Below are 24,072 nucleotides of genomic sequence, written 5' to 3'. Positions count from 1 at the left end.
TAGGGGATTTTGGGGAATTTTGCAAAGGTCTCAGCCTTTCAAAATATGAAAGGCTTTTATTGAAACTGTGGCCTCGCCAACAGGAATCGAACCTGTATTTTACGCTTAGGAGGCATACGTTCTATCCGTTGAACTATGGCGAGGCGTTAAAGGAGGGGATTTTAAACCTTTCCGGCAAAAAAAGACAATAAGCCGGCGGCAATCAGAGGGCCGACCGGAATGCCGCCAACAAAAGCAACGCCGATGACTGTGCCGATTAATAATCCGGTTACTAAAACAGGCTGTTCGCTCATCAATGGAACGCCGCGCCCGGCAAGCCAGGCAACCAAAATGCCGATAAGGACGGCGGCAATCATTTTGAAATTGATAAACTCGGAAACCGGCGGAATCTGGATTTTACCGGAAACCAGCGGGCTCAATACACCGATGGTCAGCAGGATGATGCCCACTTGCAGGCCGTGTTTTTCCACGAAGGGAATGTATTGCGACAAAGCAGTTTGCTGCATCAGCAATAAGACGGCCGCGGAAATCGTAATCGAGTTGTTGTTGCTGACGACGCCCAAAAAAATCAGCGTAACCAGAAACAAAGGGACAAAGCTGAAATTCATCGGATTAAGATACTCGGGCCAAGGATTCTTTTGCCAGTTGGATCATGGCTTCTTTGACTTCGCTGTTAGGCAACACGTTCAATGAAGCGATGGCTTTGTCGACGGCTTTTTTCGCTTCGGAAATCGAATACGGCAAAGCGTCGGAGTTGACGACATAGTCGTGGATTTTTTCAAAATAGCTACGGTCGGCATTTTCCAAAGCGTGGCGCACATCGTTTACAGCCTGCTCGGAGCCGTTTCGCATCAGGTAAATCAATGGCAGGGTAGGTTTGCCTTCTGCCAAATCGTCGCCGACGTTTTTGCCGATTTCTTCGGTTTCGCCTGAATAGTCCAATACATCGTCAATGATTTGGAAAGCCGTACCGACGTACATGCCGTAGTCTTTCAAGGCTTGCTCGTGTTCGGGGGAAGCCTTGCCCAAAATTGCGCCGACTTGCGCGGCCGCTTCAAACAGTTTTGCTGTTTTGTATTGGATAACTTGGACGTATTGCTCTTCGGTAATATCCGTATTGCCGATGTTCATCAGCTGCATGACTTCGCCTTCGGCGATGATGTTGGTTGCATCTGCCATCACTTCCAAGATACGCATGCTGCCAGAACCAACCATCAGTTGGAAGGCGCGTGTATAGAGGAAGTCGCCGACCAAAACAGCCGCCGCGTTGCCGAAGAGGTTGTTTGCGGTTTTACGGCCGCGGCGCAAATCGCTTTCATCGACGACATCGTCGTGCAGGAGGGTGGAGGTGTGGATGAATTCCACCATCGCTGCCAGCGAGTACAGTTTTTCATCGTCATGCCCGATTGCTTTGCCTGCCAAAATGGTAATAATCGGACGCAGGCGCTTACCGCCCGCGCTGATGATGTATGTGCCGATTTGCGAAATCAGCGCAACATCGGATTGAACAGCTTGGTTGATGACCGCATTAACTTTGGCAAGGTCATCGGGCAGGTGGCGTTGGAAGTAAGGCAGGTTTTCGAGCATAAAACATTCTCTGTTGACAAAACGGAGCGGGGCTCCAATAAATCTGTTTAAACCCGTACATTCGGTCGGGGTAATAATGTTGCATAAAGATATCAGCAATCCAGCGCGTAATTATATCAGTTAAAAAGCATGCAACATATCTTTCAGACGGCCTTTTCACTTGTAAATAAAATAAATTTTGACAAAACAGGCAAATAGAAATAGAATAGCTCGTTTCGCACATGGTGTGCGGAAAGTTAACCTAATTCTCATGGAGTTGAGTATGTACGCGGTCGTAAAAACCGGCGGTAAACAATACAAAGTTTCCGTTGGCGAAAAATTGAAAGTAGAACAGATACCAGCCGAACTCGACAGCCAAATCGAACTGACTGAAGTTTTGATGATTGCTGACGGCGAATCTGTAAAAGTAGGCGCACCTTTTATCGAAGGCGCAAAAGTAACAGCTAAAGTCGTTGCTCATGGTCGTGGCGAGAAAGTACGCATTTTCAAAATGCGTCGTCGCAAACACTACCAAAAACGCCAAGGCCATCGCCAAAATTTCACCCAAATCGAAATCGTGGCAATCGCCTAATTTCAAGTAAGTTCAGGAGTATTACAAATGGCAAGTAAAAAAGCAGGCGGTAGCACCCGCAACGGTCGCGATTCAGAAGCCAAACGCTTGGGCGTTAAAGCCTACGGCAACGAGCTGATTCCGGCAGGCTCTATCATCGTTCGTCAACGTGGTACTAAATTCCACGCAGGTGACAACGTAGGCATGGGCAAAGACCACACTTTGTTTGCTAAAGTCGACGGTTACGTTGAATTCAAAACCAAAGGCGCGCTGAACCGTAAAACCGTCAGCATCCGTCCTTACACCGGTTCTGAAGAATAATCGTTTTACGATTGAAAACCGCATTCCTTTTCGGAATGCGGTTTTTGTTTGTCAGACTGTTTTGTCTGTTTGATAAAATCCGTATGTCGTGAAGCTTGATTTATATTAAGGCTAAAGTAAAAACGTGCTTACAATCGATAGCCTTTGTTTTATTCTATCGACTCTTTCTATATAATCTATCAAATGCCTTTGATTTACCCTCATGTAGCTAAACACAGTAAACTTAAGGCCGTCTGAAAAAATCCGTATCAGTTGAATACAAGGAATTCCTCCCATGAGCTTACACAGTGATATTCTCGTCGTCGGCGCAGGCCCTGCCGGATTAAGTTTTGCCGCAGAGTTGGCCGGAAGCGGTTTGAACATAACCCTGATTGAAAGAAGTCCTTTAGAAGTGTTGCAAAATCCGCCGTATGACGGCCGTGAAATCGCATTGACGCACTTGTCGCGTGAAATCATGCAGCGATTGGGTATGTGGGATTTGATTCCAAAAGACGAAATTTATCCTTTACGCGATGCCAAAGTGTTGAACGGTCATTCCGATTACCAGCTCCACTTCCCACAACCGACTCAGGCGCGCGGCGAGCCTGCGGACTGCTTGGGCTATTTGATCTCCAACCACAATATCCGCAAAGCCGCTTATGAAGTCGTGTCCAAATTGGACAACGTGAAAATTCTGACCGGCACCAATGTTAAAGAAGTCAAAACTTCTGACGATGAGGCGCAAGTTATTTTGGAAAGCGGCGAAGTATTGACCGGCCGTCTGTTGTTGGCCGCCGATAGCCGCTTCTCGCAAACGCGCCGTCAATTGGGCATTTCTTCCGATATGCACGATTACAGCCGCACCATGTTTGTGTGCCGCATGAAGCATACTCTGTCCAACCTGCATACCGCATATGAATGCTTCCACTATGGCCGCACCATTGCGTTGCTGCCTTTGGAAGAACACTTGACCAATACAGTGATTACGGTGGACAGCGATAAGGCCGAAACGATTAAAAACATGTCGCCGGAAGAATTGGCGGCCAGCGTGAAAGAGCAACTCAAAGGCCGTTTGGGCGATATGGAATTGGTCAGCACCATTCACAATTATCCTTTGGTCGGTATGATTGCCCAACGTTTCTATGGCAAACGCAGCGCGTTGATCGGCGATGCTGCGGTCGGTATGCATCCGGTTACTGCGCACGGCTTTAACTTGGGTCTGGCAAGTGCCGATCTCTTGGCTAAATTGGTGCTTGAAGCCGAGCAACGCGGTCAGGATATTGGTGCGAAGAGCCTGCTGGAAAAATACAGCACCAAGCATATGCTCCACGCCCATCCGATTTACCACGGCACCAATATGCTGCTGAAACTCTTTACCAATGAAACTGCTCCGGCGAAACTGCTGCGCGGTTTGGTATTGCGTGCAAGCAATAACTTCCCGCCGCTGAAAAAACTGATTACCAAACAATTAACCGGTTAATTGTTTAAAACATAAAAGGCCGTCTGAACGATTAAAGTTTCAGACGGCCTTGTTTTTTATCTGCTGCTTATTTGGCTAAAACCGATTCGGGCATTTCTTGACGGACGTTTAAGGAAGTCAGTTTTTTGGTCAAGATGCTCAATACGATGCCGTAGGCGGGCAGGAAGAAGAGGGTGCAGATGGCGAGTTTGAACAGATAATCGACAAATGCGATGCCCTGCCAATTTGCCGCCATAAATTCATCGTTGCTCGCATAAAAGGCAACGGCGAAAAACACCAGCGTGTCCAACGCATTGCCGACCACGGTGGAAGCAGTAGGGGCAATCCACCATGATTTCAGACGGCGCAATCTGTTGAACACGAAAATATCGAGGATTTGCCCGAGCGCATAGGCGGAAAAGCTGGCCAATGCGATACGGCCGACGAAGGTGTTAAATTCGGCCAAAGATGCCCAGCCTGTCCAGTTTCCGTCATGAAAGAGGACGGAGAAGACGTAAGAGAGCAGCAGAGCCGGGAACATTACCCAAAAAATAATCCGTCTCGCCAACGGTGCACCGAAAATGCGCACGGTCAGGTCGGTAGCGAGGAAGATAAATGGAAAGGAAAATGCGCCCCAAGTGGTAAAGATACCGAAAATTTGAAAGGGGAACTGCACCAGATAGTTGCTGGCGGCAATAATAAAAATATGGAAAAGCACCAGCCAGAAGAGCGCTTTCTTCTGCTGTGCGGCAGTAAATTCGTACATGGAAATCTTTCGGAGGTTTTTCAGACGGCATGAAGCCTTGCGAGACTGTGCAATAAATAAAGTCTTGCCATGAAAAGGGCGTTAGGCCGTCTGAACGGAATTATTGTGCGTCGTGTTCAAACAGGCGTTTGCGTGCCAAAGCTTCAAACTCTGTGCCTGCTTTGCCGTAGTTGGCAAACGGATGAATGGCGATGCCGCCGCGCGGTGTGAATTCGCCGAATACTTCGATGTATTTCGGATCCATCAGGGCGATGAGGTCTTTCATGATGATGTTGACGCAGTCTTCATGGAAGTCGCCGTGGTTGCGGAAGCTGAAGAGATAGAGTTTCAGTGATTTGCTTTCCACCATTTTGATATGGGGGATGTAGCGGATGTAGATGGTGGCAAAGTCGGGCTGGCCGGTCATCGGGCAGAGGCTGGTGAACTCGGGGCAGACGAATTTGACGAAATAGTCGTTGTCGGGATGTTTGTTGTCGAACGCTTCCAAAATTTCAGGCGCGTATTCGCTCGGGTATTGGGTTTTCTGGTTGCCCAAAAGGGAGATGCCTTGCAGCTCTTCGTTGTTGCGGGACATGAGGTTTCCTTAGTTTTTTAATGTGGGAGGTTTTCGAACCACGGGGTGCGGATTGTAATATAAATTGCATGGCTTGTGCGGATTTTATAGCGATGAATCAGCAGGATAGCTTTCAGACGGCCTGTTTTGTATTTTATGAAACCTGTTTTCCGCTTTACAATAGCAGCCAATCAACAGGCCGTCTGAAAGTTTTGTATGTCTTTAGCCCAACCCAAACGTATTCTGATCATCAAATTGCGCCATCATGGCGATGTGCTTTTGAGCACGCCGGTGGTCGATGCGCTGAAAACCCGTTTCCCCGATTGCGAAATCGATATGCTGGTGTATGCCGGTACGGAGCAGCTGATTGCCGATAATCCGCAGATTGCACAGATTTTTACTATTGATCGAAATTGGAAGAAGCTGGGCGTATTCAAGCAGTTGGCGTGTGAAAAAAACCTTTTGTCTAAGCTGAAGGCACGCGATTACGACTGGGCTTTCAATCTGTCCGACCAATGGCGCGCGGCTGTCATTGCCAAACTGTGCGCCCGTTGCAGCGTGGGTTTGGACTGCATCAAGCGTGACGGTTTCTGGTGGCGTTTCTGTCATGATTTTATCAACCATGAGCTTGATACCAGCCATCATATCGTTGAAAACCAATTGAATATCCTCGCGCCGCTTATCCAGCCGGAAGATGTAGCCGATGCCAAAGTGCGCCTTTGGGTGGCACAAGATGCAAGGGAAAGCATGCAGCAGAAATTGCGTGAGCAGGGTTGGAACGGCGAAGATTATGTGTTGCTGCACCCGGGCGCGCGCTGGCATTTCAAATGTTGGGAAGACGGCAAGAATGCCGCCATCGTACAGCTTCTGCTCAACAGTGGGCAGAATGTCGTATTGACTGCTTCTCCCGACACTGTCGAGCAATACATGCTTCAGGAAATTATAGGCCGTCTGAATATTCCGGAGGGTAGAAAAGTATATGTGTTGTCCGGATGCTTGAGCCTGCGTGAATTGGAGGCGGCCATTGAGGGAGCGAAGCTGTTTGTCGGTGTCGATTCCGCACCGATGCACATCGCCGCTGCTTTGGATAAACCGCAAATCGCTTTGTTTGGCGCGTCATGGGTGGATAAATGGCGTCCGTATTCCGAGCAGGCGGAAGTCATTTATGCCGGCGATTATGCAGAACTGCCCAACCCCGACAGCATCGATACCAACGATCCGACACGTTTGTTGAAAGCGATTCCGTTGCAGGATGTGTGGGATAGAATTTCTGCCAGATTGGAAGCGTTGGAGGCTTAAAACCGTTTACCACGATCCGTTAAACGTTTTAGCTTTGCGCCAAAATGCCCATTTGGAACGGCGGCCGATTTCCAGCGTGCCGCCGTTTTCACCGTCTGTGGCAATGCACACGGTTTTCAGACGGCCTGAAGCGAGTGCGTCCCATAAAGGCGCAAACCAACGGGTTTCCCAGCTTTCCAAAATATCTTTGTATGCCCAAACATCGCCTGTTTGTAAGGTGGAAACCAAGTCGTCCAAAAAGATAAGGCCGTCTGAAACAGTGTTGCCTGTTTCTTGAACCATCTCAAACCAAGCCTTCAAATCATACGGCGCATCGAGTTTGGGCGTATCCGAAAAACGCGCCCATGCGCTGTCTGAGGCGACGATATCCGCAGACTGTGTACCGTCCGCATCATTCCACAGCCACAAACTGTTGATTTCCGGCAATCCTTGTTGCTCACGCGCTTGGTTAATCGGATGCGAGTGGAGAAACATTTGGATTTCCGTCTGCATGGCCAACCAAGACACCGCATCTTTACCGTGTGCCTGACCGTCCATTTCCGGTTGTCCGCATACATCCAAAACACATTCTGCGCCCCAATCTTCAGTCTTCGGCATACTGAGCAGCCACATGCTTTCGCAAAGCGGCTCGAATTGCCAATCTTTATCTTGATAAAACGCCGACAAATCCGCACATAACCGTTGCGCCTCCTCTTTTTGGATGCCGATAAACTCGCTGCTGATAATGTTGACATGGTGCATGCCCATTTGTTGCCAAACCGGAGAGGCAAAAGCGGCCGCGCGTTTTTGGCTTGTGTGGCGTAAACGTTGCACTTGGGTAATGAGGCTGCCGTTCCACAAATGGCGTCCGTAAAATTCAGACGGCCTGAGTGTTTCTTTGCGTAATATGCCGTAACGCAAAAGACGGTTAAAAGCAGGTAAGGCAAGTTCAGGGACGGATTCGTCGGCAAAGCGGTTGAGCGAGGGGAGGGCGAGGGTCAGCTTCATAAGCGCAAATGGATAGAAAAACCGTTATTTTACGCGACAAATGATGCGTTTCGGAACCTTGCCCTCACGCCCTGAAAAAGAGCCGTTCAGACGGCCGGTTTGGAAAAAACGGGCTGTCATGCTAAAATGCGTGGCGTAAATTTCAGAAAAACAGGGTGTAAATCAACACAATAGCCCTGATAATAACGTCAATCTCAAACACGACCTCATTCATTCCGAGTGAAAACCTGATTTTCAGATCGGAAAAAAGACTCAAAGTCCTTTATCCCCAAAACTGTTTAAACCAGCAGGCGGTCGCGGCAGGCCGGATGTGCCGGCATTCTGCAAACCTCAAAAACAGACCGCCCCATTAAGGATAACGCGTGATTAAAAACAAATATTCCACTCGATTCAAAGCAACCCTCTTAGCGTTTCTGCTGCCGGCTTCAGGCATCATGACCGCATACGCCATTACCGACCCTCAACCAGCACAAACCGATTTCAAAGTCGAGCGTATTTCCGAAGAGCTGCCTGCCGTTTATGTGGAAACCAATACCTATCAATCCAGCTATTGGGTGCAAGAAGTCGTCCAAGCCGGCGACTCTTTGGCAGACGTTTTGACGCGCATGGGTGTCAACCAAGAAGACATCAAGCAAATCATGGCGAAAAACAATGCCAACCTCGACATGAAAAACCTGCGGACCAATCAATCCGTCAACATCCGCATTGATTCTTCAGGCCAAGTGACCGACGTTCAATTCTTTACCGATGAAGAATTGGAACGCAACTTGGTGGCTTTGGAAAAAGTTAAGGGCAAATGGCGCATCTCCAATGCCGAAATCGACATGAAAACCATGCCGACCCTGCGCTCCGTACAAATTCGCACTTCCGCTATCGGCGATATGCTCCGTGCCGAAATTCCTTCCGAAGTGTATATCCAGCTCAAAGAAATCTTTGCCGACTCGTTCAATATGAGCGACTTGGGCGAAGGCGATACCGTGCGTCTTTTGTACAACAGCATGTATTTCCGCGGCCAGCAAATGGCGGTCGGCGATATTTTGGCGGCTGAAGTGGTTAAAGACGGCAAAACCTACCAAGCCTATTATTACAGCCAAGGCAAAGGCGACGAAGAAAGCGGTAGCTACTACGACCAAAACGGTAAGTCCCTGCAACAAAAAGAAGGCTTTAATACCGAGCCTGTTGCATATACGCGCATTTCCTCCCCGTTCGGCTACCGTGTCCACCCGGTTCTGCATACCGTCCGTATGCACACCGGTATCGACTATGCCGCGCCGACCGGTACGCCGATTAAGGCCGCTGCCGACGGTGAAGTGATTTTTAAAGGTTGGAAAGGCGGCTACGGTAATACCGTGATGATTCGCCATGCCAACGGTGTGGAAACCCTGTACGGCCACATGAGCGCGTTCAGCCCTGCCGATGGCAGAGTCCGCGCCGGCGAAGTGATTGGTTTTGTCGGTACAACCGGCCGTTCTACCGGTCCGCACCTGCACTACGAAGCACGCGTCAACGGCCAGCCGGTTAACCCGACTACCGTTGCCCTGCCGACGCCGAAATTGACTCCGACCAATATGGCCGCGTTCCGCAAACAGCAAAAAGATGCCAGCACGATGTTGTCTACCATCCGCTCTTTGCCGGTTTCCGTAGCGCAGCTGGATTAATAAGATAAAGGCCGTCTGAATAAGGTTTCTTTCAGACGGCCTTTCCTATTAAAATCGATACCTCAACGCCCACGTTTACTCAGAGAAAGCTTATGTCTGCTCATCAGCCCATTATCCAATCCCTGCTTGATACCGACCTGTACAAATTCACCATGCTGCAAGTCGTGTTGCACCAATTCCCGCAAACCCACAGCCTCTACGAATTCCGCTGCCGCAACAAAGAGATGGTGTATCCGCTGGCCGATATTCAAGAAGACTTGGAACGCGAACTCGATTCCCTGTGCCAGCTGCGCTTTACCCATGACGAACTCGACTATCTGCGCAGCCTGCGCTTTATCAAAAGCGACTTTGTCGATTATCTCGAACTTTTCCAACTCCAACGCCGCTTTGTCCAAGTCAGCCCCGACGATCAAGGCCGTCTGAACATCCGCATCGAAGGCCCGATGATACAGGCGATGTTCTTCGAGATTTTCATTCTTGCCATCGTCAACGAACTCTATTTCCGCCGCTTGGAAACGCCTGCCGTCATCGAAGAGGGCGAGCGCCGTTTGCAGGCCAAAGCGCAACAGCTGAAAGAAATCGCGGCCACTCAAAATCCGAATGATCCGCCGTTCCTTATTTCCGATTTCGGCACGCGCCGCCGCTACACCCTCGCATGGCAGGAACACGTTATCCGCACCTTGTTAGAAGCTGCTCCCGATATCGTGCGCGGTACCAGCAATGTTTATCTGGCCAAAAAACTCGGCATCACACCCATCGGCACCATGGCGCACGAGTTCCTCCAAGCCTTCCAAGCCTTGGACGTACGTTTGCGCAATTTCCAAAAAGCCGCGCTGGAAAGCTGGGTACACGAATACCGCGGTGACCTCGGTATCGCCCTGACCGACGTAGTCGGCATGGATGCCTTCTTGCGCGACTTCGACCTGTACTTCGCCAAACTCTTCGACGGCCTGCGCCACGACAGCGGCGATCCTTATGTTTGGGGCGACAAAGCCTACGAGCATTACAAAAAACTCAAAATCGACAGCCGCACCAAAATGCTGACCTTTTCAGACGGCCTCGATATTGAGCGTTCATGGGCGTTGCACCAATACTTCAAAGACCGTTTCAAAACCAGTTTCGGTATCGGTACCAACCTGACCAACGATTTAGGACACACGCCTTTGAACATTGTCTTGAAGCTCGTCGAGTGCAACGGCCAATCCGTTGCCAAACTCTCCGACTCCCCGGGCAAAACCATGACCACCAACAACACCTTCCTCGCTTATCTGCGCCAAGTGTTTGACGTACCGGAGCCGGAAGAAAAAGCCTAAAAACAAAGGCCGTCTGAAATGTTCAGACGGCCTTTTGAATTAATCCATATCGCTTTCGGGCAATTCTGCCGAACCCATGCGGCGCAGGATGATATTGGTTTTGTTGTGCATCCGTTTGCTCTTAGGATGGTCTGCGTAAAACAGCGGAGCCGGAACGCGCGCCGTGAGTTTGGCGGCTTGTTGGCGGGTGAGGGCGGAGGCAGGTTTCTTGTAGAAATACTGGGACGCCGCTTCCGCGCCGAATACGCCGTAGTGCCATTCGATTGAGTTCAGATACAGCTCGAAAATGCGGTCTTTGTCGGTAACCGCTTCCATCATCGCCGTAATCGCCGCTTCTTCGCCTTTGCGGATGTAGCTGCGGCTTTCGTTGAGAAACAGGTTTTTTGCCAGCTGCTGGCTGATGGTCGAACCGCCGGCTTTGACTTCGCCGCTTTGCTTATTGCGTTTCATGGCGTATTTGATACCGTTCCAGTCAAAGCCGCTGTGTTCGGCAAAATTGGCATCTTCGGAAGCAATCAGGGCTTTTTTGAGGTTGACGGAGATTTGGTCGTACGGCACCCAGCGGTAATCCAGCTCGACATCGCGCCCTTCGCTTGCAAACTGGCTCATGCGCATGGACATAAAGGCGGTTTTGCTGGGCGCGACGGCGCGGTAGGTAATGATGTTGCCGTACACATAAGCGTTGAAGAAAATGAAGATGCCGATGGGCAGGGCAATCAGCCATTTGATGATGCGGAACATGGTTACAGGGCTTTCATGTATTCGATAACGGGGCGGATATCGGGCGTAAATCCGCGCCAAATATGGTAAGAAGCGGCAGCCTGACCGACCAGCATGCCCAGGCCGTCTGAAACTTCGGCCGCGCCGTTGCTTTGGGCAAAGTTCAAAAACGCCTGCGCCGCGTCGCCGTAAACCATATCGTAGGCAAGGCAGCAGTCGCGGAGAATTTCAGGGCTGACGGCAGGAAGCTGACCGCTCAAGCCGCCGGACGTGCCGTTGATGATGATATCAAAACCACCGTTCAAATCCGCCATCGGGACGGCTTCAATGCCGAAAAGCTGCGCCAATTCCTCGGCCTTGGCATGGGTACGGTTGGCAATGACGATACGGGCAGGGTGGTGTTCTTTCAATACCGGAATCACGCCGCGCACAGCGCCGCCTGCACCCAAAAGCAAAATGGTTTTGCCCTCGATGGCAATGTTTTTGACCTGCGTGATGTCGTTGGCCAAACCGATACCGTCGGTGTTGTCGCCGCGTATCCTGCCGTCTTCCAACCACACCAGCGTATTGACCGCGCCGGCAGCCAAAGCGCGGTCGGAATGCTCGTCCGCCAGCGCAAAAGCTTCCTGCTTGAATGGGACGGTTACATTCGCACCTTGCCCACCCTCGGCACGAAACGCCGCAACGGCCTCGGAAAAACCGCCGATGTCGGCACAAATGCGCTCATATTCGATGGCCGTACCTTCCTGCAGCGCAAATTGCTGATGGATTTGCGGCGATTTACTGTGTACAACGGGATTGCCGAAAACGGCGTAACGGGAGATAGTTGTCATGGTTGTATTCCAAAAATAGGACAGCTATTTTATAACGACGGAGGGAAGATGGGAACGCTGGGGGGGAATACGCTTTACAACGGCATGATATAATTTTTTGCTACCTGAAAAATCCATTTTTTATAATACAACTTTATTTTTTGATAAAAATTACAGAGGTTTGGCATGAAAAAGATGTTACTTTTAGCATTATTAACGGTGGGATTAGCAACTCAGGCTGCAGCGACAGATTGGGTAGGATTAAGCTTTAATGATGATGGTGTTACCTATGGCGATGTGGATAGCCGCACCCATAATCGGGCTTGGTTTGAGGATAGGTATAAGAAACCCCAAAAATATCTTAATAATAAATTTATTATTCAAATGAAATCACTAAGAGAAATGGATTGCAGTAATAGGAGATATCGGATATTAACTTTTGCAGTGTATTCAAAATCAGCAAAGTTGGTTGACTCTTATACTCCTCCTTATGGAAGCAAATGGGAATATGTTTTTCCTGAAACATCTGGGGAGTATATGTACAACTTTGTCTGCAACCATGAGCCGCGATAACTGTTTTATCGGCACAGGATGAATGATTGGCTTTTCTATTTTAAGCCACTATAAACTCGGACAAAAGACGGTAATACAGATTAGATTTCGGTTTTCAAGAATACAGTAAGAGAAGGATTGTTGACAATCTTGCCGTCTGAAACTATATTTCATTGCGTAAAAACGGGTGCCCTGATGTATTTCAGACGGCCTTACCGTGGTAGAATAACAACTTAAACCTATTCCCTCAGGAGCTGAAGATGTCCATCAAAGACGCTGTAAAACTGATTGAAGAAAGCGAAGCCCGCTTCGTAGATTTGCGCTTTACCGATACCAAAGGCAAGCAGCACCACTTTACCATCCCCGCCCGCATCGTCCTCGACGATCCCGAAGAATGGTTTGAAAACGGTCAAGCGTTTGACGGTTCGTCCATCGGCGGTTGGAAAGGTATTCAGGCTTCCGATATGCAGTTGCGTCCCGATGCGTCTACAGCCTTTGTTGATCCTTTCTACGACGATACCACCGTTGTCTTTACCTGCGACGTCATCGACCCGGCCGACGGCCAAGGCTATGACCGCGATCCCCGCTCTATCGCACGCCGCGCCGAAGCCTATTTGAAATCTTCCGGTATCGGCGACACCGCCTATTTCGGCCCAGAGCCTGAATTCTTCGTCTTCGACGGCGTAGAATTTGAAACCGACATGCACAAAACCCGTTACGAAATCACTTCCGAAAGCGGCGCATGGTCAAGCGGCCTGCACATGGACGGTCAAAACACCGGCCACCGCCCGACCGTCAAAGGCGGTTACGCACCTGTTGCGCCGATTGACTGCGGTCAAGACCTGCGTTCTGCCATGGTCAATGTTTTGGAAGAGCTCGGCATCGAAGTGGAAGTGCATCACGCCGAAGTCGGTACCGGCAGCCAAATGGAAATCGGTACCCGTTTCGCTACTTTGGTTAAACGCGCCGACCAAACCCAAGACATGAAATACGTGATTCAAAACGTTGCCCACAACTTCGGCAAAACCGCTACATTCATGCCCAAACCGATTATGGGCGACAACGGCAGCGGTATGCACGTTCACCAATCCATTTGGAAAGATGGTCAAAACCTGTTCTCAGGAGACGGCTATGCCGGTTTGTCCGATACCGCCCTTTATTACATCGGCGGCATCATCAAACACGCCAAAGCCCTGAACGCGATTACCAATCCGTCCACCAACTCCTACAAACGCCTCGTGCCGCACTTTGAAGCGCCGACCAAACTGGCATACTCCGCCAAAAACCGTTCCGCTTCCATCCGCATTCCGTCTGTGAACAGCAGCAAAGCACGCCGTATCGAAGCGCGTTTCCCTGATCCGACCGCCAACCCATACTTGGCATTTGCTGCTTTGTTGATGGCCGGTTTGGACGGTATTCAAAACAAAATCCATCCGGGCGACCCTGCCGATAAAAACCTGTATGACCTGCCTCCGGAAGAAGATGCATTGGTGCCAACCGTTTGCGCTTCTTTGGAAGAAGCACTGGCCGCCCTCAAAGCCGACCACGAATTCCTCCTGCGCGGCGGCGTGTTCAGCAAAGACTGGATCGACAGCTACATCGCCTTCAAAGAGGAAGATGTCCGCCGTATCCGCATGGCGCCGCATCCACTGGAATTTGAAATGTATTACAGCCTGTAAAACAGCTGAGGCATTTTAAATAGGAAATCAAAGGCCGTCTGAAACTGGATTTGAAGTTTCAGACGGCCTTTAGGCTTGAAATAGATAGGGCGATTGAATTAGGTATGATAGCGAGAAGCAATGAATCATGCTGTTTGAAAGCCTTTATGGAATCGGTGCCTTGTGTTAAATTGTGCTAACGGAATCATTTAATCAAAAAGGTTGGGCAGAATGAAGAAGATAATTGGTTTGGCCATTGCTGCAGCATTTGGTTTGAGCGCGTGCAGTAATTTGGATCACAAAACCGCGCACGAGGTCATGTCGATTTCCAATGACCGTATTTTAAAAGAAGACCACAGCTTTAACATCACAGGCAGCTCTCAAGTATATATCAGCCCATTGGCTGAAGCTGTATTGGCAGATGAAAAGGTGGAAAAGAAAGCCGAAGCGAAAGCAGAGGATGCCAAAGCCAAAGAGGGGGAGGAGGCAGCCTCTATGGAGGTTGCTCAAGAAGACGACGCTGCTTTGAAGCAGGAGTTTTCTGAACGAGAAGAGGCTGAGTTCCGCAATGCAATGCTTGATGCCTTGCCGGACGGCAATATCGCACAAGTTGCCGTTGATTATCTGGATAAATATCCTGCCATATCCAGTTACATGGAAGGGGTTCATCTGAATTATGAGGTAGCTGTTGACCTATCAACGCGTCAGTTTGAGATGATTCCTGAATTGGCCATCAACAACCACAATGAAAAACTTAGTATCAAACTTCCTATGAAACTGGATGCGGAAAAATGGGAAATTTATATGGATCCGCCTGCCAGTGCTGCTGCCATTATTAGTGTGTACACCGATGAGAAAATCGGTAAACGTTTAATCAAAGAACCTTTAAAATTGAGTTTGAAAGAAATTGGTGATTCGAAAGGCGTGCCTTTTGATCATATTGCAGAGGCGGGAGTACGTGCTTTTTTGAGTGCCAATAAGGCTATGCCTGCCGATGCATATGTATTTAAAGAAATGGATGCCTTTGGTAAGGCAAACCATGCACGCTATCGTGTACGTCATGTCATGAAACCGGAGTATGATTCTGTCGTAATGAAGGCAATGGCTAAGGCTTTTGATGAAGAATTGTCGAAATTACAGAAAACGCCTCAACCAGGGTCAACAGAAGAAGATTATAAAAATGCGCGGGAATTTTTCAGTATGTCTGTCAACATAAGTGATAACCAGCCACTTAGCGTCCAGCGGATATTCGGTAACAATCTTGTTGTCGACTATTATCTCGACCGCAAAGGCCGCATGTTGGCTTCCCGCATGTATATGCAAATCAACGGCACACATAAGGCCATTAATATTATCGGCGACAGTGTGTACAGCAATTACGGCAAACCGGTCTTCAAATTGAATCCGCAAGGTAAGGGCATTACTTGGAAAGAGCTGAAAGAGTTTTTCAGTTCGAATAAAAAAGAAGACGATTAAAGCCTCAGGCCGTCTGAAAGGATATTTAAGGATATTTTTGTTTTCAGACGGCATATTTGATAAGGAAAACCATGTTTGCAAATTTTGATTTAGGCGTATTTTTGCTGGCAGTATTGCCCGTGTTGTTGGCCATTACCGTGCGCGAAGTGGCACGCGGTTATACGGCGCGGTATTGGGGCGACCATACCGGCGAGCAGTTCGGGCGTTTGACCCTCAATCCACTGCCGCACATCGACCCTGTCGGTACGATTGTCGTGCCGCTGGTGTGTCTGATGATTGGCAGTTTTCTGTTCGGCTGGGCGCGTCCTATGCCCATCGATTCGCGCAATTTCCGCGATCCGCGCCGCGCGTGGCGTTGGGTGTCGATTTCAGGTCCGATTGCCAATCTGATTTTGGCGTTCTTTTGGGGTTTTGTCGTCGTACTTGCCGCGTATGTGCCTGAGTCTTATCAAGCGCCGTTGGTGCAGATGGCCGGTTACGGCGTGATGGTGAACTCGATTTGGGTCGCATTCAGCCTGATTCCGATTTTGCCTTGGGACGGCGGTATTTTTCTCGATACCTTCCTTAACGCCAAGCAGTCCATGCAGTTCCGTAAAATCGAGCCATACGGTACATGGATTATCCTGATTCTTTTGTTTACCGGCCTGCTGGCCAAACTGATTTGGCCGATTATTGCCATGATTCAGACAGCAGTGCAGATGGTGGTCATGCTGTTTATTTAAATGTTTTGGCTGAAAAGGCCGTCTGAAATTCAGTTTCAGACGGCCTTTTTCATTGTGCAACATGTAAATACGATTGGAAAAGTTGCTTAAAAATTGTACAATTTCAGCCCTTTCAATTTGGCGCACACATCATGCACATCGGCGGTTATTTCATTGACAACCCCATCGCACTCGCCCCCATGGCAGGCATTACGGACAAACCGTTCCGCCGGATTTGCCGCGAGTTTGGCGCAGGGTGGGCGGTATGCGAAATGCTGACCAGCGATCCGAGCTTGCGCCATACCAAAAAAACCTTGCGCCGCAACGATTTTGAAGGCGAGGGCGGAGTGGTGGCCGTGCAGATTGCCGGCAGCGATCCGCAGCAGATGGCGGAAGCTGCGCGTTACAACGTCGGCTTGGGCGCGCAGGTGATTGACATCAACATGGGCTGTCCGGCCAAAAAAGTCTGCAATGTGCAGGCAGGCAGCGCGTTGATGCAAAACGAGCCTTTGGTTGCCGAAATCTTGAAAGCCGTTGTAAATGCGGTGGACGTACCCGTTACCCTCAAAACCCGTTTGGGCTGGCATGACGAACATCAAAACTTGCCGACCATCGCCAAAATTGCCGAAGAATCAGGCATCGCAGCCCTTGCCATCCATGGCCGCACCCGTACGCAGATGTACAAAGGCGAAGCGCGTTACGAACTGATTGCCGAAACCAAAGGCCGTCTGAACATCCCCGTTTGGGTCAACGGCGATATCACTTCGCCGCAAAAAGCCACCTCCGTACTCAAGCAAACAGCCGCCGACGGCATCATGATAGGGCGCGGCGCACAAGGCAGGCCGTGGCTTTTCCGTGATTTAAAACATTACGCCGAACACGGCGTTTTGCCGCCAGCCTTGAGCTTGGCAGAATGCAATACCACCATTTTGAACCACATCCGCGCCATGCATGAATTTTATGGAGAAATTGCCGGAGTACGCATCGCCCGCAAACACATCGGCTGGTACATCGACGAAATGCCCGACGGCGAACAAACACGCAGGGACATCAACCGCTTGGACAGCGCCGCAGCACAATACGACACCCTTGCCGCCTATCTTGAGACGCTTTCAGAGAAAACCGACCGCTGGGTATGCCACTATCGGGAAGACTAAAGGGTTTCAGACGGCCTCATCATTTAAAAAACAAATCCAAAGAAAGACATCACGATGAATCAAACGACTACTGACATTGCGCAATGTATTGAGCAAAACTTACGACAATACTTCAAAGACTTGGATGGTACGGAACCTTGCGGCGTGTACGATATGGTGTTGCACCAAGTCGAAAAGCCGATGCTGATTTGCGTGATGGAACAATGCGGCGGCAACCAATCTAAAGCGGCGGCCATTTTGGGGTTAAACCGCAATACCTTGCGTAAAAAGCTGCAGCAGCATGGTTTGTTGTAATAGAGAGGAATAGGGTGCATTGCTGCCTGCCTATAATGAAAGAACCGGCCGGATCATTTATCCATCAGTTAGATATTTTTTGGATTCGTTGACACAATCAAAATAAAAACAGCTTGAAAAGGCTTCAGGCCGTCTGAAAACCAGAGAAGAAACGATTAATTTTTTTACCATGAGTTGAACCATGCTTTACCAAATACTCGCACTGTTAATCTGGGGCAGCTCGTTTATCGCTGCCAAGTATTCCTATGAGATGCTCGACCCGACGCTGATGGTTGAGGCGCGATTGTTGATTGCCGCATTGATGGTGCTGCCGTCGTGCCGCCGTCATTTGGGCAGGATTCCGCGGAGCGAGTGGAAGCCGTTGTTGTGGATTTCCTTTGTCAACTACGTTGTCGTTTTGATGCTCCAGTTTATCGGTTTGAAATATACATCTGCGGCCAGCGCGGTTACCATGGTGGGGCTGGAGCCTTTGCTGGTCGTCTTTGTCGGTCATTTCTTCTTCAACGACAAAGCCAAACTTTACCACTGGATTTGCTGCGCGGTGGCGTTTGCCGGCGTGGGCATGATGGTCATGGGCGGTGCAGAAGAGGGCGGTACGATTGACTGGTTCGGCTGTCTGCTGATTTTGCTCGCGGGATTCGGTTTTGCAGGTGTGATACGTCCGAGCCAGCAGATGATTGTCCGTATTGGTGCGCCTGCATTTACCGCGGCTTCCATGGCAGTGGCGGCGGTGTTGTGCCTGCCGTTTTCGCTGGTGTTGGCAGACAGTTATCAAATCAATTGGTCATGGGGCGGTACGCTGTCGGTTTTGTATATGGGGATTGGCTGCAGCTGGCTTGCCTATCTGTTGTGGAACAAAGGCATGAACACAGTCCCTGCCAACGTCTCCGGCCTGCTGATTTCGCTTGAGCCTGTCATCGGCGTTATCATGGCGGTGTTAATTTTGGGCGAACATTTAAGTACCATGTCTGCGATGGGCATTACCGTCGTTATTGCGTCCACTTTTGTCGCCGGTATGCTGACACGTGTGAGCAACAAACATAAAAAGGCCGTCTGAAAACGGTTTCAGACGGCCTTAAGTCAGCAGTATCATTTTTAATAAAACATTTTGGGAAAATTTCCATGAAACGCATTATTTCCCTACTTGTACTTGCCTGCCCTATCTTGGCGTCGGCTGCCCCCGATAACGACAAAGCCGCTGTACAGGCCGTCATTGCCAAGTATTACAATCGACCGCTTGCCGCGCACAAATGCCAGCTAACCTACGCCCCCGTTGCCTTACTCATGCCATGATGCACAGGCATGGCAGGCGCAGTATGGGTGGCGAAAAAAATGGGATTTAAATAGGCAAAAGCAAAAGGCCGTCTGAAACCAAGTTTCAGACGGCCTTTTACAATAAAATTGTTAACAATATTTGCAAAAACCTACTGCTAAAAATGCGAAACTGGGGGATAATACCGCCCTGAAATTTCATCCCATACTGATTAAACCTTCAACAAAGGAAATCCAAATGTCTTCCATCAAACGCGCCCTGATCAGCCTATCCGACAAGACAGGCGCAGTCGAATTTGCCCAAACCCTGACCAAGCTCGGTGTTGAAATCCTCTCTACCGGCGGTACAGCAAAGCTCTTGGCTGATGCAGGCGTTCCCGTTATCGAAGTTGCCGACTATACCGGCTTCCCCGAAATGCTCGACGGCCGCGTGAAAACCCTGCATCCGAAAATCCACGGCGGCATCCTCGGCCGTCGCGATTTGGACGAACACGTTGCCAAGATGGAAGAACACGGCATCGGCAACATCGACCTCGTGTGCGTCAACCTCTACCCCTTCGCCGCCACCATTGCCAAACCAAACTGCACACTGGAAGACGCGATTGAAAACATCGACATCGGCGGCCCGACCATGGTGCGCTCTGCCGCGAAAAACTGGAAACACGTCGCCATCGTTACCGATACCGCCGATTTCCCTGCCATCGCTGCCGAACTCGAAGCCAACAACGGCGCATTGAGCGACAAAACCCGTTTCAACCTCTCACGCAAAGCATTCAGCCATACCGCCCAATACGATGGCATGATTTCCAACTACCTGACCTCGCTTTCAGACGACGTCTTGAGCGGCCAGCCCAAAATCGGCGAATTCCCAAGCCAGTTCAACCAAAGCTGGATTAAAGTGCAAGACATGCGCTACGGCGAAAATCCGCACCAACGCGCCGCGTTCTACCGCGATATTTACCCAGCCGCAGGCAGCCTTTCCGCCTACAAACAGCTGCAAGGCAAAGAATTGTCTTACAACAACATTGCCGATGCCGATGCCGCATGGGAAGCCGTCAAATCCTTTGACGCGCCGGCCTGCGTGATCGTGAAACACGCCAATCCGTGCGGCGTAGCCATCGCCTCCAATACCTTGGATGCCTACAAACTCGCCTACGCCACCGACACCACCAGCGCATTCGGCGGCATCATTGCCTTCAACCGCGAAGTGGACGGCGAAACCGTCAAACAAATTACCGACAACCAATTTATGGAAGTCCTCATGGCGCCGAAGTTCACCGCCGAAGCCCTCGAAATCGCCGCCGCCAAGAAAAATGTGCGCGTATTGGAAGTGCCTCTAGAAGCAGGTGCCAACCGCTTTGAACTCAAACGCGTCGGCGGCGGACTATTGGTACAAACGCCCGACATTCACCGCCTCAACCGCGCCGATTTGAAAGTCGTCTCCAAACGCCAACCGACCGAGCAAGAATGGAACGACCTGATGTTTGTATGGAACGTCGCAAAATACGTCAAATCCAACGCCATCGTCTTCGGCAAAGGCGGTCAAACCTACGGCATCGGCGCAGGCCAAATGAGCCGCGTGGACAGCACCCGCATCGCCGCCCGCAAAGCGCAAGATGCCAATCTCGACCTCAACGGCGCATGTGCCGCTTCCGATGCCTTCTTCCCATTCCGCGACGGCGTAGATGTCATTGCCGAGCAGGGCATCAAAGCCATCATCCATCCGGCAGGCTCCATGCGCGACCAAGAAGTCTTTGACGCAGCGGACGAACACGGCATCGCCATGGTCGTCACCGGCATCCGTCATTTCCGTCACTAATAAGCTGATATAAAATAAAGGCCGTCTGAAAACAAAGTTTCAATATCATGAAACCCGTTTTCAGACGGCCTTCTTCAATCATCAAACAATTTAGCGGCCTAACTACAAATCAGGACAAAGCAACCAAGCTCCAGCCAGCCCGATTAATACGGCAACACAACACCCAAGTCTCAAACCAATCCACTCAGAGAAAAAAACATGAAACACATCCTCCTCATTCTCACCCTCGCCACACTCACTGCCTGCGCTTCCAGTCATACCGGCGGCTACGGCAATGCCGGCAACAACGGCGCTTCCGCAGGCGTGACCCAAACATTCCGTTGGTAAGGCCGTCTGAAAAAACAACACAGTTTTCTACAATAGAGAACAAACAAATCCCAAACGTAAAGGCAAGTTTTACACTTGCCTTTTTAATGTTATTTATCGGCTTAATAGCGCATAAATTCGTGTCATTTGCGCACTATTTATATGTTAGGAAAGGTCAAGGCCGTCTAAAAACAGGCTATGCAAAGCCATTACACGTTTCAAACCAATTTTCAATACAAATTTCATTAATTACCTAAATAAATTCAATATTCAAATCTATTACAATAGAAACTATCTAAATCATATATTATTTAATAATCATTATTGTTTAAGAATAAAAACGTAAAATCAAATAGCTAGAAAAAGCGTTTAAATAAAGCAACAAGTAAATCTAACGGGGATTACCGTTGAGAGCGAAAAAATAACACTTTATCGGAAGAGTTGATTTGCGAAACCAAACGCATATAAAATTTGGACAAGGATTCCGAATGCATTGAAGGAAGTTGACAAAAAGTGACTTGTTAAGAAACAAGCTGACAAAAAACGGCACATCGTTTCCCAAACTTCACAAGCTTCCCAAAATGTATCAGCATAAAATCCCATAAAACAGGCTTTTAGCTGCTATTCGGCCGAGTGGAGACTTTTGGCACGGGAATTGCATACACGAGATTACGGCATGAAACCGCATAAAGGGGAAACTCTGAAATGCGGCAAATGTGTGGACAGGCGGTTTATAGCCGAGCAACACGTCCCAAAAGAAATCAAACCCCTTACAGGAAAATCGATATGAATAAAGTCTTTAAAGTCATTTGGAATCACGCGACCCAGACATGGACCGCGGTTTCCGAGATCAGCCATGCACACGGCAAAAAATCCGCTTCTGACAAGCGTAAAGCCGTAGCTGCTGCAGTTGCAGCGGCAGGTGCTTTGATGGCTTCTAGTGCTGCTCAAGCAGGTGTGGAAACATCTGCTAGTACGATTACCATTAAATCAGATAGTCCCTGGAATATCAGTGGTACCAATCAAGGTATGGGCAATATCAATATCGGTACTGGCGCAAACACTTACAGAAACAACGATAGTAATATAGTCTCTCATGACGCAATTGCTGTTGGTACTAATGCAACTGGTACTGGTGATGCATCAGTAGCTATTGGTTTGGGAGCTAAAGCTGAAAATCAAAACGGTATTGCCATTGGTCATAATGCAACGAATATATCTCAAGACTCCGTTGCAATTGGTCGAGAGGCGACATCACGCACAGATATGGACGTAGCTATTGGTAAGCAAGCAAATGCTAGTGGTGGCGAGTCTCTTGCTTTTGGTTCTGGATCAAAAGCATCTGGTCAGGCTACTATTGCCGTAGGTAAATCATCTAATGCTTCTGGTTCTTCTGCAGTTTCTGTTGGTTATGAGTCTGCTGCAGCTGGTGATAATGCTGTAGCTGTTGGTAAAAATACAACTGCAAGTGCTACCAATGCGGTTGCTGTTGGTTTGCGTGCTACTGCTACCGGTACTCGAGCTATTGCAACAGGTGCTGGTTCTACAGCAAGTGGCGAGCAATCTCTCGCAACAGGTTTTACAGCAAAAGCTTTGGGTAATAACTCTGTCGCTCATGGTAATGCCGCAATTGCTAACAAAGCTGCTGACATTGCAGTAGGTTATAACGCTAAAGCCGATGGTGCTTCTGCTGGTTCTGATGGTGACGGCGTAGTAAACAATGCCGGTTCAGCAATGGCAATCGGTACAGCAGCTCAAGCAGAAGGTATCGTAGCAACTGCTATCGGTGAGCGCGCTCAAGCCTTGGCAAACGGCGCAGTAGCATTGGGTGGCGACGCTCAAGCTAAAAAAGGTTCTGACGTAGCAATCGGTCGTGGTTCCGTAGCTGACGGCATTTCTGCTTCTGCCTTCGGTCCAGCTGCTAAAGCAAATGGCAAATACTCGGTAGCTTTGGGCGTACAAAGTAACGCTGCTTCTACGCAAGCGATTGCATTAGGCCGTGGCGCTCAAGCCAATGGCGGTGAATATGCAACTGCTCTGGGTAACGATGCTCAAGCAACAGCTAGAAACACTCTGGCTTTGGGTACTGAAGCTAAATCTACTATCGAAAACAGCGTAGCTCTGGGTAACGGTTCTACAACCAGCAAATTCGTACCTACCAACAGTGGTACTGTTGGCGGCTACACTTACGGTGGTTTCGCAGGCGCAACCAGCGGTTTAAATAACGGCGCAGTATTGTCTGTAGGTTCTGCAGGTAAAGAACGTCAAATCCAAAACGTTGCCGCAGGCCGTATCTCTTCAACTTCCACCGATGCAATCAACGGCTCTCAATTGTTTGCCGTAGCAAACCGCATCGAAAATCTGAATCCGTTTGTATTCTCAGGCCACAATGAGAGCGGTAGCTCACCAGATGTAGGTAGATACACATACGATCCTAAATCAAATGCCGGTAACACCCTGAAACTGATCGCTGGTGAAGGTCTGAAAATGACTTCAAACGGCACTAACGAATACACCCTGAGCGTAGTAGGTGGTGGTGCTAAAGGCGAAAAAGGTGATGCTGGTCCTGCTGGCCCTAAAGGCGAAAAAGGCGATACTGGTCCTGCTGGTCCTAAAGGCGATACCGGCGCCGCTGGCGAAAAAGGCGAAAAAGGTGATACTGGCGTAAATGGCAACAGCTTCACTGTTGAAGTTGAAGATGATGACGCTAACGGTACCCATAAAATCACTATTATCAATCAAGGTGATGGTTCAATCACTACTACTATCGTAAAAGATGGTAAGAACGGTAAAGACGGCGAAGCCGGCGCTAAAGGCGAAAAAGGCGACAAAG

At 49.4% G+C, this 24,072-nt stretch carries 24 protein-coding genes, 1 tRNA gene and 1 riboswitch; of the genes, 17 read left to right on the top strand and 8 right to left on the bottom strand.

Annotated elements, in window-relative coordinates; all coding sequences use genetic code 11:
* Positions 1-68: 68 nt before the first annotated feature.
* The 3 genes from HMPREF2865_RS02035 to ispB form a co-directional block, all read right to left on the bottom strand.
* Positions 69-143 (bottom strand) — tRNA-Arg (locus HMPREF2865_RS02035).
* An 18-nt stretch (positions 144-161) separates the two neighbouring features.
* Positions 162-608 carry a DUF441 domain-containing protein gene (locus HMPREF2865_RS02030; RefSeq protein WP_070645299.1) on the bottom strand — a complete coding sequence of 149 codons (447 nt, stop codon included), beginning with the start codon at positions 606-608 and terminating at the stop codon, positions 162-164.
* 4 nt (positions 609-612) lie between these two features.
* Entirely contained in the window at positions 613-1,587 is a 975-nt protein-coding gene (gene ispB, locus HMPREF2865_RS02025; RefSeq protein ID WP_070645297.1) for an octaprenyl diphosphate synthase, read from the bottom strand.
* 262 nt (positions 1,588-1,849) lie between these two features.
* Between ispB and rplU the strand changes: the two genes are divergently transcribed.
* From rplU to ubiM, 3 genes are all read left to right on the top strand, one after another.
* A complete protein-coding gene (gene rplU, locus HMPREF2865_RS02020; protein WP_002216394.1) occupies positions 1,850-2,158 on the top strand; it encodes a 50S ribosomal protein L21 in 309 nt (102 codons plus the stop codon).
* Positions 2,159-2,185: 27 nt separating this feature from the next.
* Complete coding sequence (rpmA, locus tag HMPREF2865_RS02015) at positions 2,186-2,458, top strand: 50S ribosomal protein L27 (protein ID WP_002212328.1); 273 nt, start codon at positions 2,186-2,188, stop codon at positions 2,456-2,458.
* Positions 2,459-2,732: 274 nt separating this feature from the next.
* Complete coding sequence (gene ubiM / locus HMPREF2865_RS02010; protein WP_003680095.1) at positions 2,733-3,917, top strand: 5-demethoxyubiquinol-8 5-hydroxylase UbiM; 1,185 nt, start codon at positions 2,733-2,735, stop codon at positions 3,915-3,917.
* A gap of 67 nt (positions 3,918-3,984) precedes the next feature.
* Here ubiM and HMPREF2865_RS02005 read toward each other — a convergent pair whose 3' ends face one another.
* Together HMPREF2865_RS02005 and queF are read right to left on the bottom strand one after the other, a co-directional pair.
* Positions 3,985-4,662 carry a 7-cyano-7-deazaguanine/7-aminomethyl-7-deazaguanine transporter gene (locus HMPREF2865_RS02005; protein WP_003748425.1) on the bottom strand — a complete coding sequence of 226 codons (678 nt, stop codon included), beginning with the start codon at positions 4,660-4,662 and terminating at the stop codon, positions 3,985-3,987.
* Between the two features lie 100 nt (positions 4,663-4,762).
* Complete coding sequence (gene queF, locus HMPREF2865_RS02000; RefSeq protein ID WP_003748427.1) at positions 4,763-5,236, bottom strand: preQ(1) synthase; 474 nt, start codon at positions 5,234-5,236, stop codon at positions 4,763-4,765.
* Between the two features lie 3 nt (positions 5,237-5,239).
* Positions 5,240-5,284, bottom strand: a riboswitch (PreQ1 riboswitch).
* A gap of 147 nt (positions 5,285-5,431) precedes the next feature.
* On the opposite strand from queF, the gene rfaQ reads away from it, so the two are divergent.
* Positions 5,432-6,514, top strand: a complete 1,083-nt coding sequence (gene rfaQ / locus HMPREF2865_RS01995) for a putative lipopolysaccharide heptosyltransferase III (RefSeq protein ID WP_070645295.1) — start codon at positions 5,432-5,434, stop codon at positions 6,512-6,514.
* A gap of 6 nt (positions 6,515-6,520) precedes the next feature.
* Here rfaQ and HMPREF2865_RS01990 read toward each other — a convergent pair whose 3' ends face one another.
* A complete protein-coding gene (locus HMPREF2865_RS01990; RefSeq protein WP_070645293.1) occupies positions 6,521-7,501 on the bottom strand; it encodes a hypothetical protein in 981 nt (326 codons plus the stop codon).
* A 362-nt stretch (positions 7,502-7,863) separates the two neighbouring features.
* Between HMPREF2865_RS01990 and HMPREF2865_RS01985 the strand changes: the two genes are divergently transcribed.
* On the top strand, positions 7,864-9,159 hold the full coding sequence (locus HMPREF2865_RS01985) for a M23 family metallopeptidase (protein WP_070645291.1): 1,296 nt from the start codon (positions 7,864-7,866) through the stop codon (positions 9,157-9,159).
* A gap of 92 nt (positions 9,160-9,251) precedes the next feature.
* Positions 9,252-10,472 (top strand): nicotinate phosphoribosyltransferase, encoded by a 1,221-nt coding sequence (pncB, locus tag HMPREF2865_RS01980; RefSeq protein WP_049332299.1) that lies wholly within the window; start codon positions 9,252-9,254, stop codon positions 10,470-10,472.
* A 39-nt stretch (positions 10,473-10,511) separates the two neighbouring features.
* On the opposite strand, the gene mtgA is transcribed toward pncB, so the two are convergent.
* A complete protein-coding gene (mtgA, locus tag HMPREF2865_RS01975; protein ID WP_003748438.1) occupies positions 10,512-11,213 on the bottom strand; it encodes a monofunctional biosynthetic peptidoglycan transglycosylase in 702 nt (233 codons plus the stop codon).
* 2 nt (positions 11,214-11,215) lie between these two features.
* The gene (gene aroE, locus HMPREF2865_RS01970) at positions 11,216-12,025 is read right to left on the bottom strand and encodes a shikimate dehydrogenase (protein ID WP_070645289.1); all 810 of its coding nucleotides are present in this window, start codon (positions 12,023-12,025) and stop codon (positions 11,216-11,218) included.
* Between the two features lie 165 nt (positions 12,026-12,190).
* Between aroE and HMPREF2865_RS01965 the strand changes: the two genes are divergently transcribed.
* From HMPREF2865_RS01965 to HMPREF2865_RS01925, 11 genes are all read left to right on the top strand, one after another.
* On the top strand, positions 12,191-12,577 hold the full coding sequence (locus HMPREF2865_RS01965; RefSeq protein WP_070645287.1) for a surface-adhesin E family protein: 387 nt from the start codon (positions 12,191-12,193) through the stop codon (positions 12,575-12,577).
* A 239-nt stretch (positions 12,578-12,816) separates the two neighbouring features.
* Positions 12,817-14,235: a type I glutamate--ammonia ligase gene (gene glnA / locus HMPREF2865_RS01960; RefSeq protein WP_049328869.1), complete on the top strand. Its 1,419-nt coding sequence runs from the start codon at positions 12,817-12,819 to the stop codon at positions 14,233-14,235.
* Between the two features lie 210 nt (positions 14,236-14,445).
* The gene (locus HMPREF2865_RS01955) at positions 14,446-15,690 is read left to right on the top strand and encodes a hypothetical protein (RefSeq protein WP_070585037.1); all 1,245 of its coding nucleotides are present in this window, start codon (positions 14,446-14,448) and stop codon (positions 15,688-15,690) included.
* Between the two features lie 71 nt (positions 15,691-15,761).
* Entirely contained in the window at positions 15,762-16,412 is a 651-nt protein-coding gene (locus HMPREF2865_RS01950) for a site-2 protease family protein (protein WP_070585035.1), read from the top strand.
* A 131-nt stretch (positions 16,413-16,543) separates the two neighbouring features.
* Positions 16,544-17,548 carry a tRNA dihydrouridine synthase DusB gene (gene dusB, locus HMPREF2865_RS01945; RefSeq protein WP_070645285.1) on the top strand — a complete coding sequence of 335 codons (1,005 nt, stop codon included), beginning with the start codon at positions 16,544-16,546 and terminating at the stop codon, positions 17,546-17,548.
* A 54-nt stretch (positions 17,549-17,602) separates the two neighbouring features.
* Entirely contained in the window at positions 17,603-17,842 is a 240-nt protein-coding gene (locus HMPREF2865_RS01940; RefSeq protein ID WP_070459344.1) for a Fis family transcriptional regulator, read from the top strand.
* A gap of 181 nt (positions 17,843-18,023) precedes the next feature.
* Positions 18,024-18,899, top strand: a complete 876-nt coding sequence (locus HMPREF2865_RS01935; protein ID WP_070459340.1) for a DMT family transporter — start codon at positions 18,024-18,026, stop codon at positions 18,897-18,899.
* A gap of 65 nt (positions 18,900-18,964) precedes the next feature.
* Positions 18,965-19,135 carry a hypothetical protein gene (locus tag HMPREF2865_RS11915; protein WP_168163624.1) on the top strand — a complete coding sequence of 57 codons (171 nt, stop codon included), beginning with the start codon at positions 18,965-18,967 and terminating at the stop codon, positions 19,133-19,135.
* A gap of 217 nt (positions 19,136-19,352) precedes the next feature.
* Positions 19,353-20,933: a bifunctional phosphoribosylaminoimidazolecarboxamide formyltransferase/IMP cyclohydrolase gene (gene purH / locus HMPREF2865_RS01930; protein ID WP_070645283.1), complete on the top strand. Its 1,581-nt coding sequence runs from the start codon at positions 19,353-19,355 to the stop codon at positions 20,931-20,933.
* A gap of 198 nt (positions 20,934-21,131) precedes the next feature.
* Positions 21,132-21,260, top strand: a complete 129-nt coding sequence (locus HMPREF2865_RS12315; RefSeq protein ID WP_283120625.1) for a hypothetical protein — start codon at positions 21,132-21,134, stop codon at positions 21,258-21,260.
* Between the two features lie 765 nt (positions 21,261-22,025).
* On the top strand, positions 22,026-24,072 hold a 2,047-nt coding region (locus tag HMPREF2865_RS01925; protein ID WP_283120624.1), incomplete at its 3' end, for an ESPR-type extended signal peptide-containing protein.

The organism is Neisseria sp. HMSC073G10 (assembly GCF_001812605.1).
GTDB classification, from domain to species: Bacteria; Pseudomonadota; Gammaproteobacteria; order Burkholderiales; family Neisseriaceae; genus Neisseria; species Neisseria subflava_A.
The sequence above is the reverse complement of the archived record's forward strand: the minus strand, read 5'-3'. Positions and strand labels throughout refer to the sequence as shown.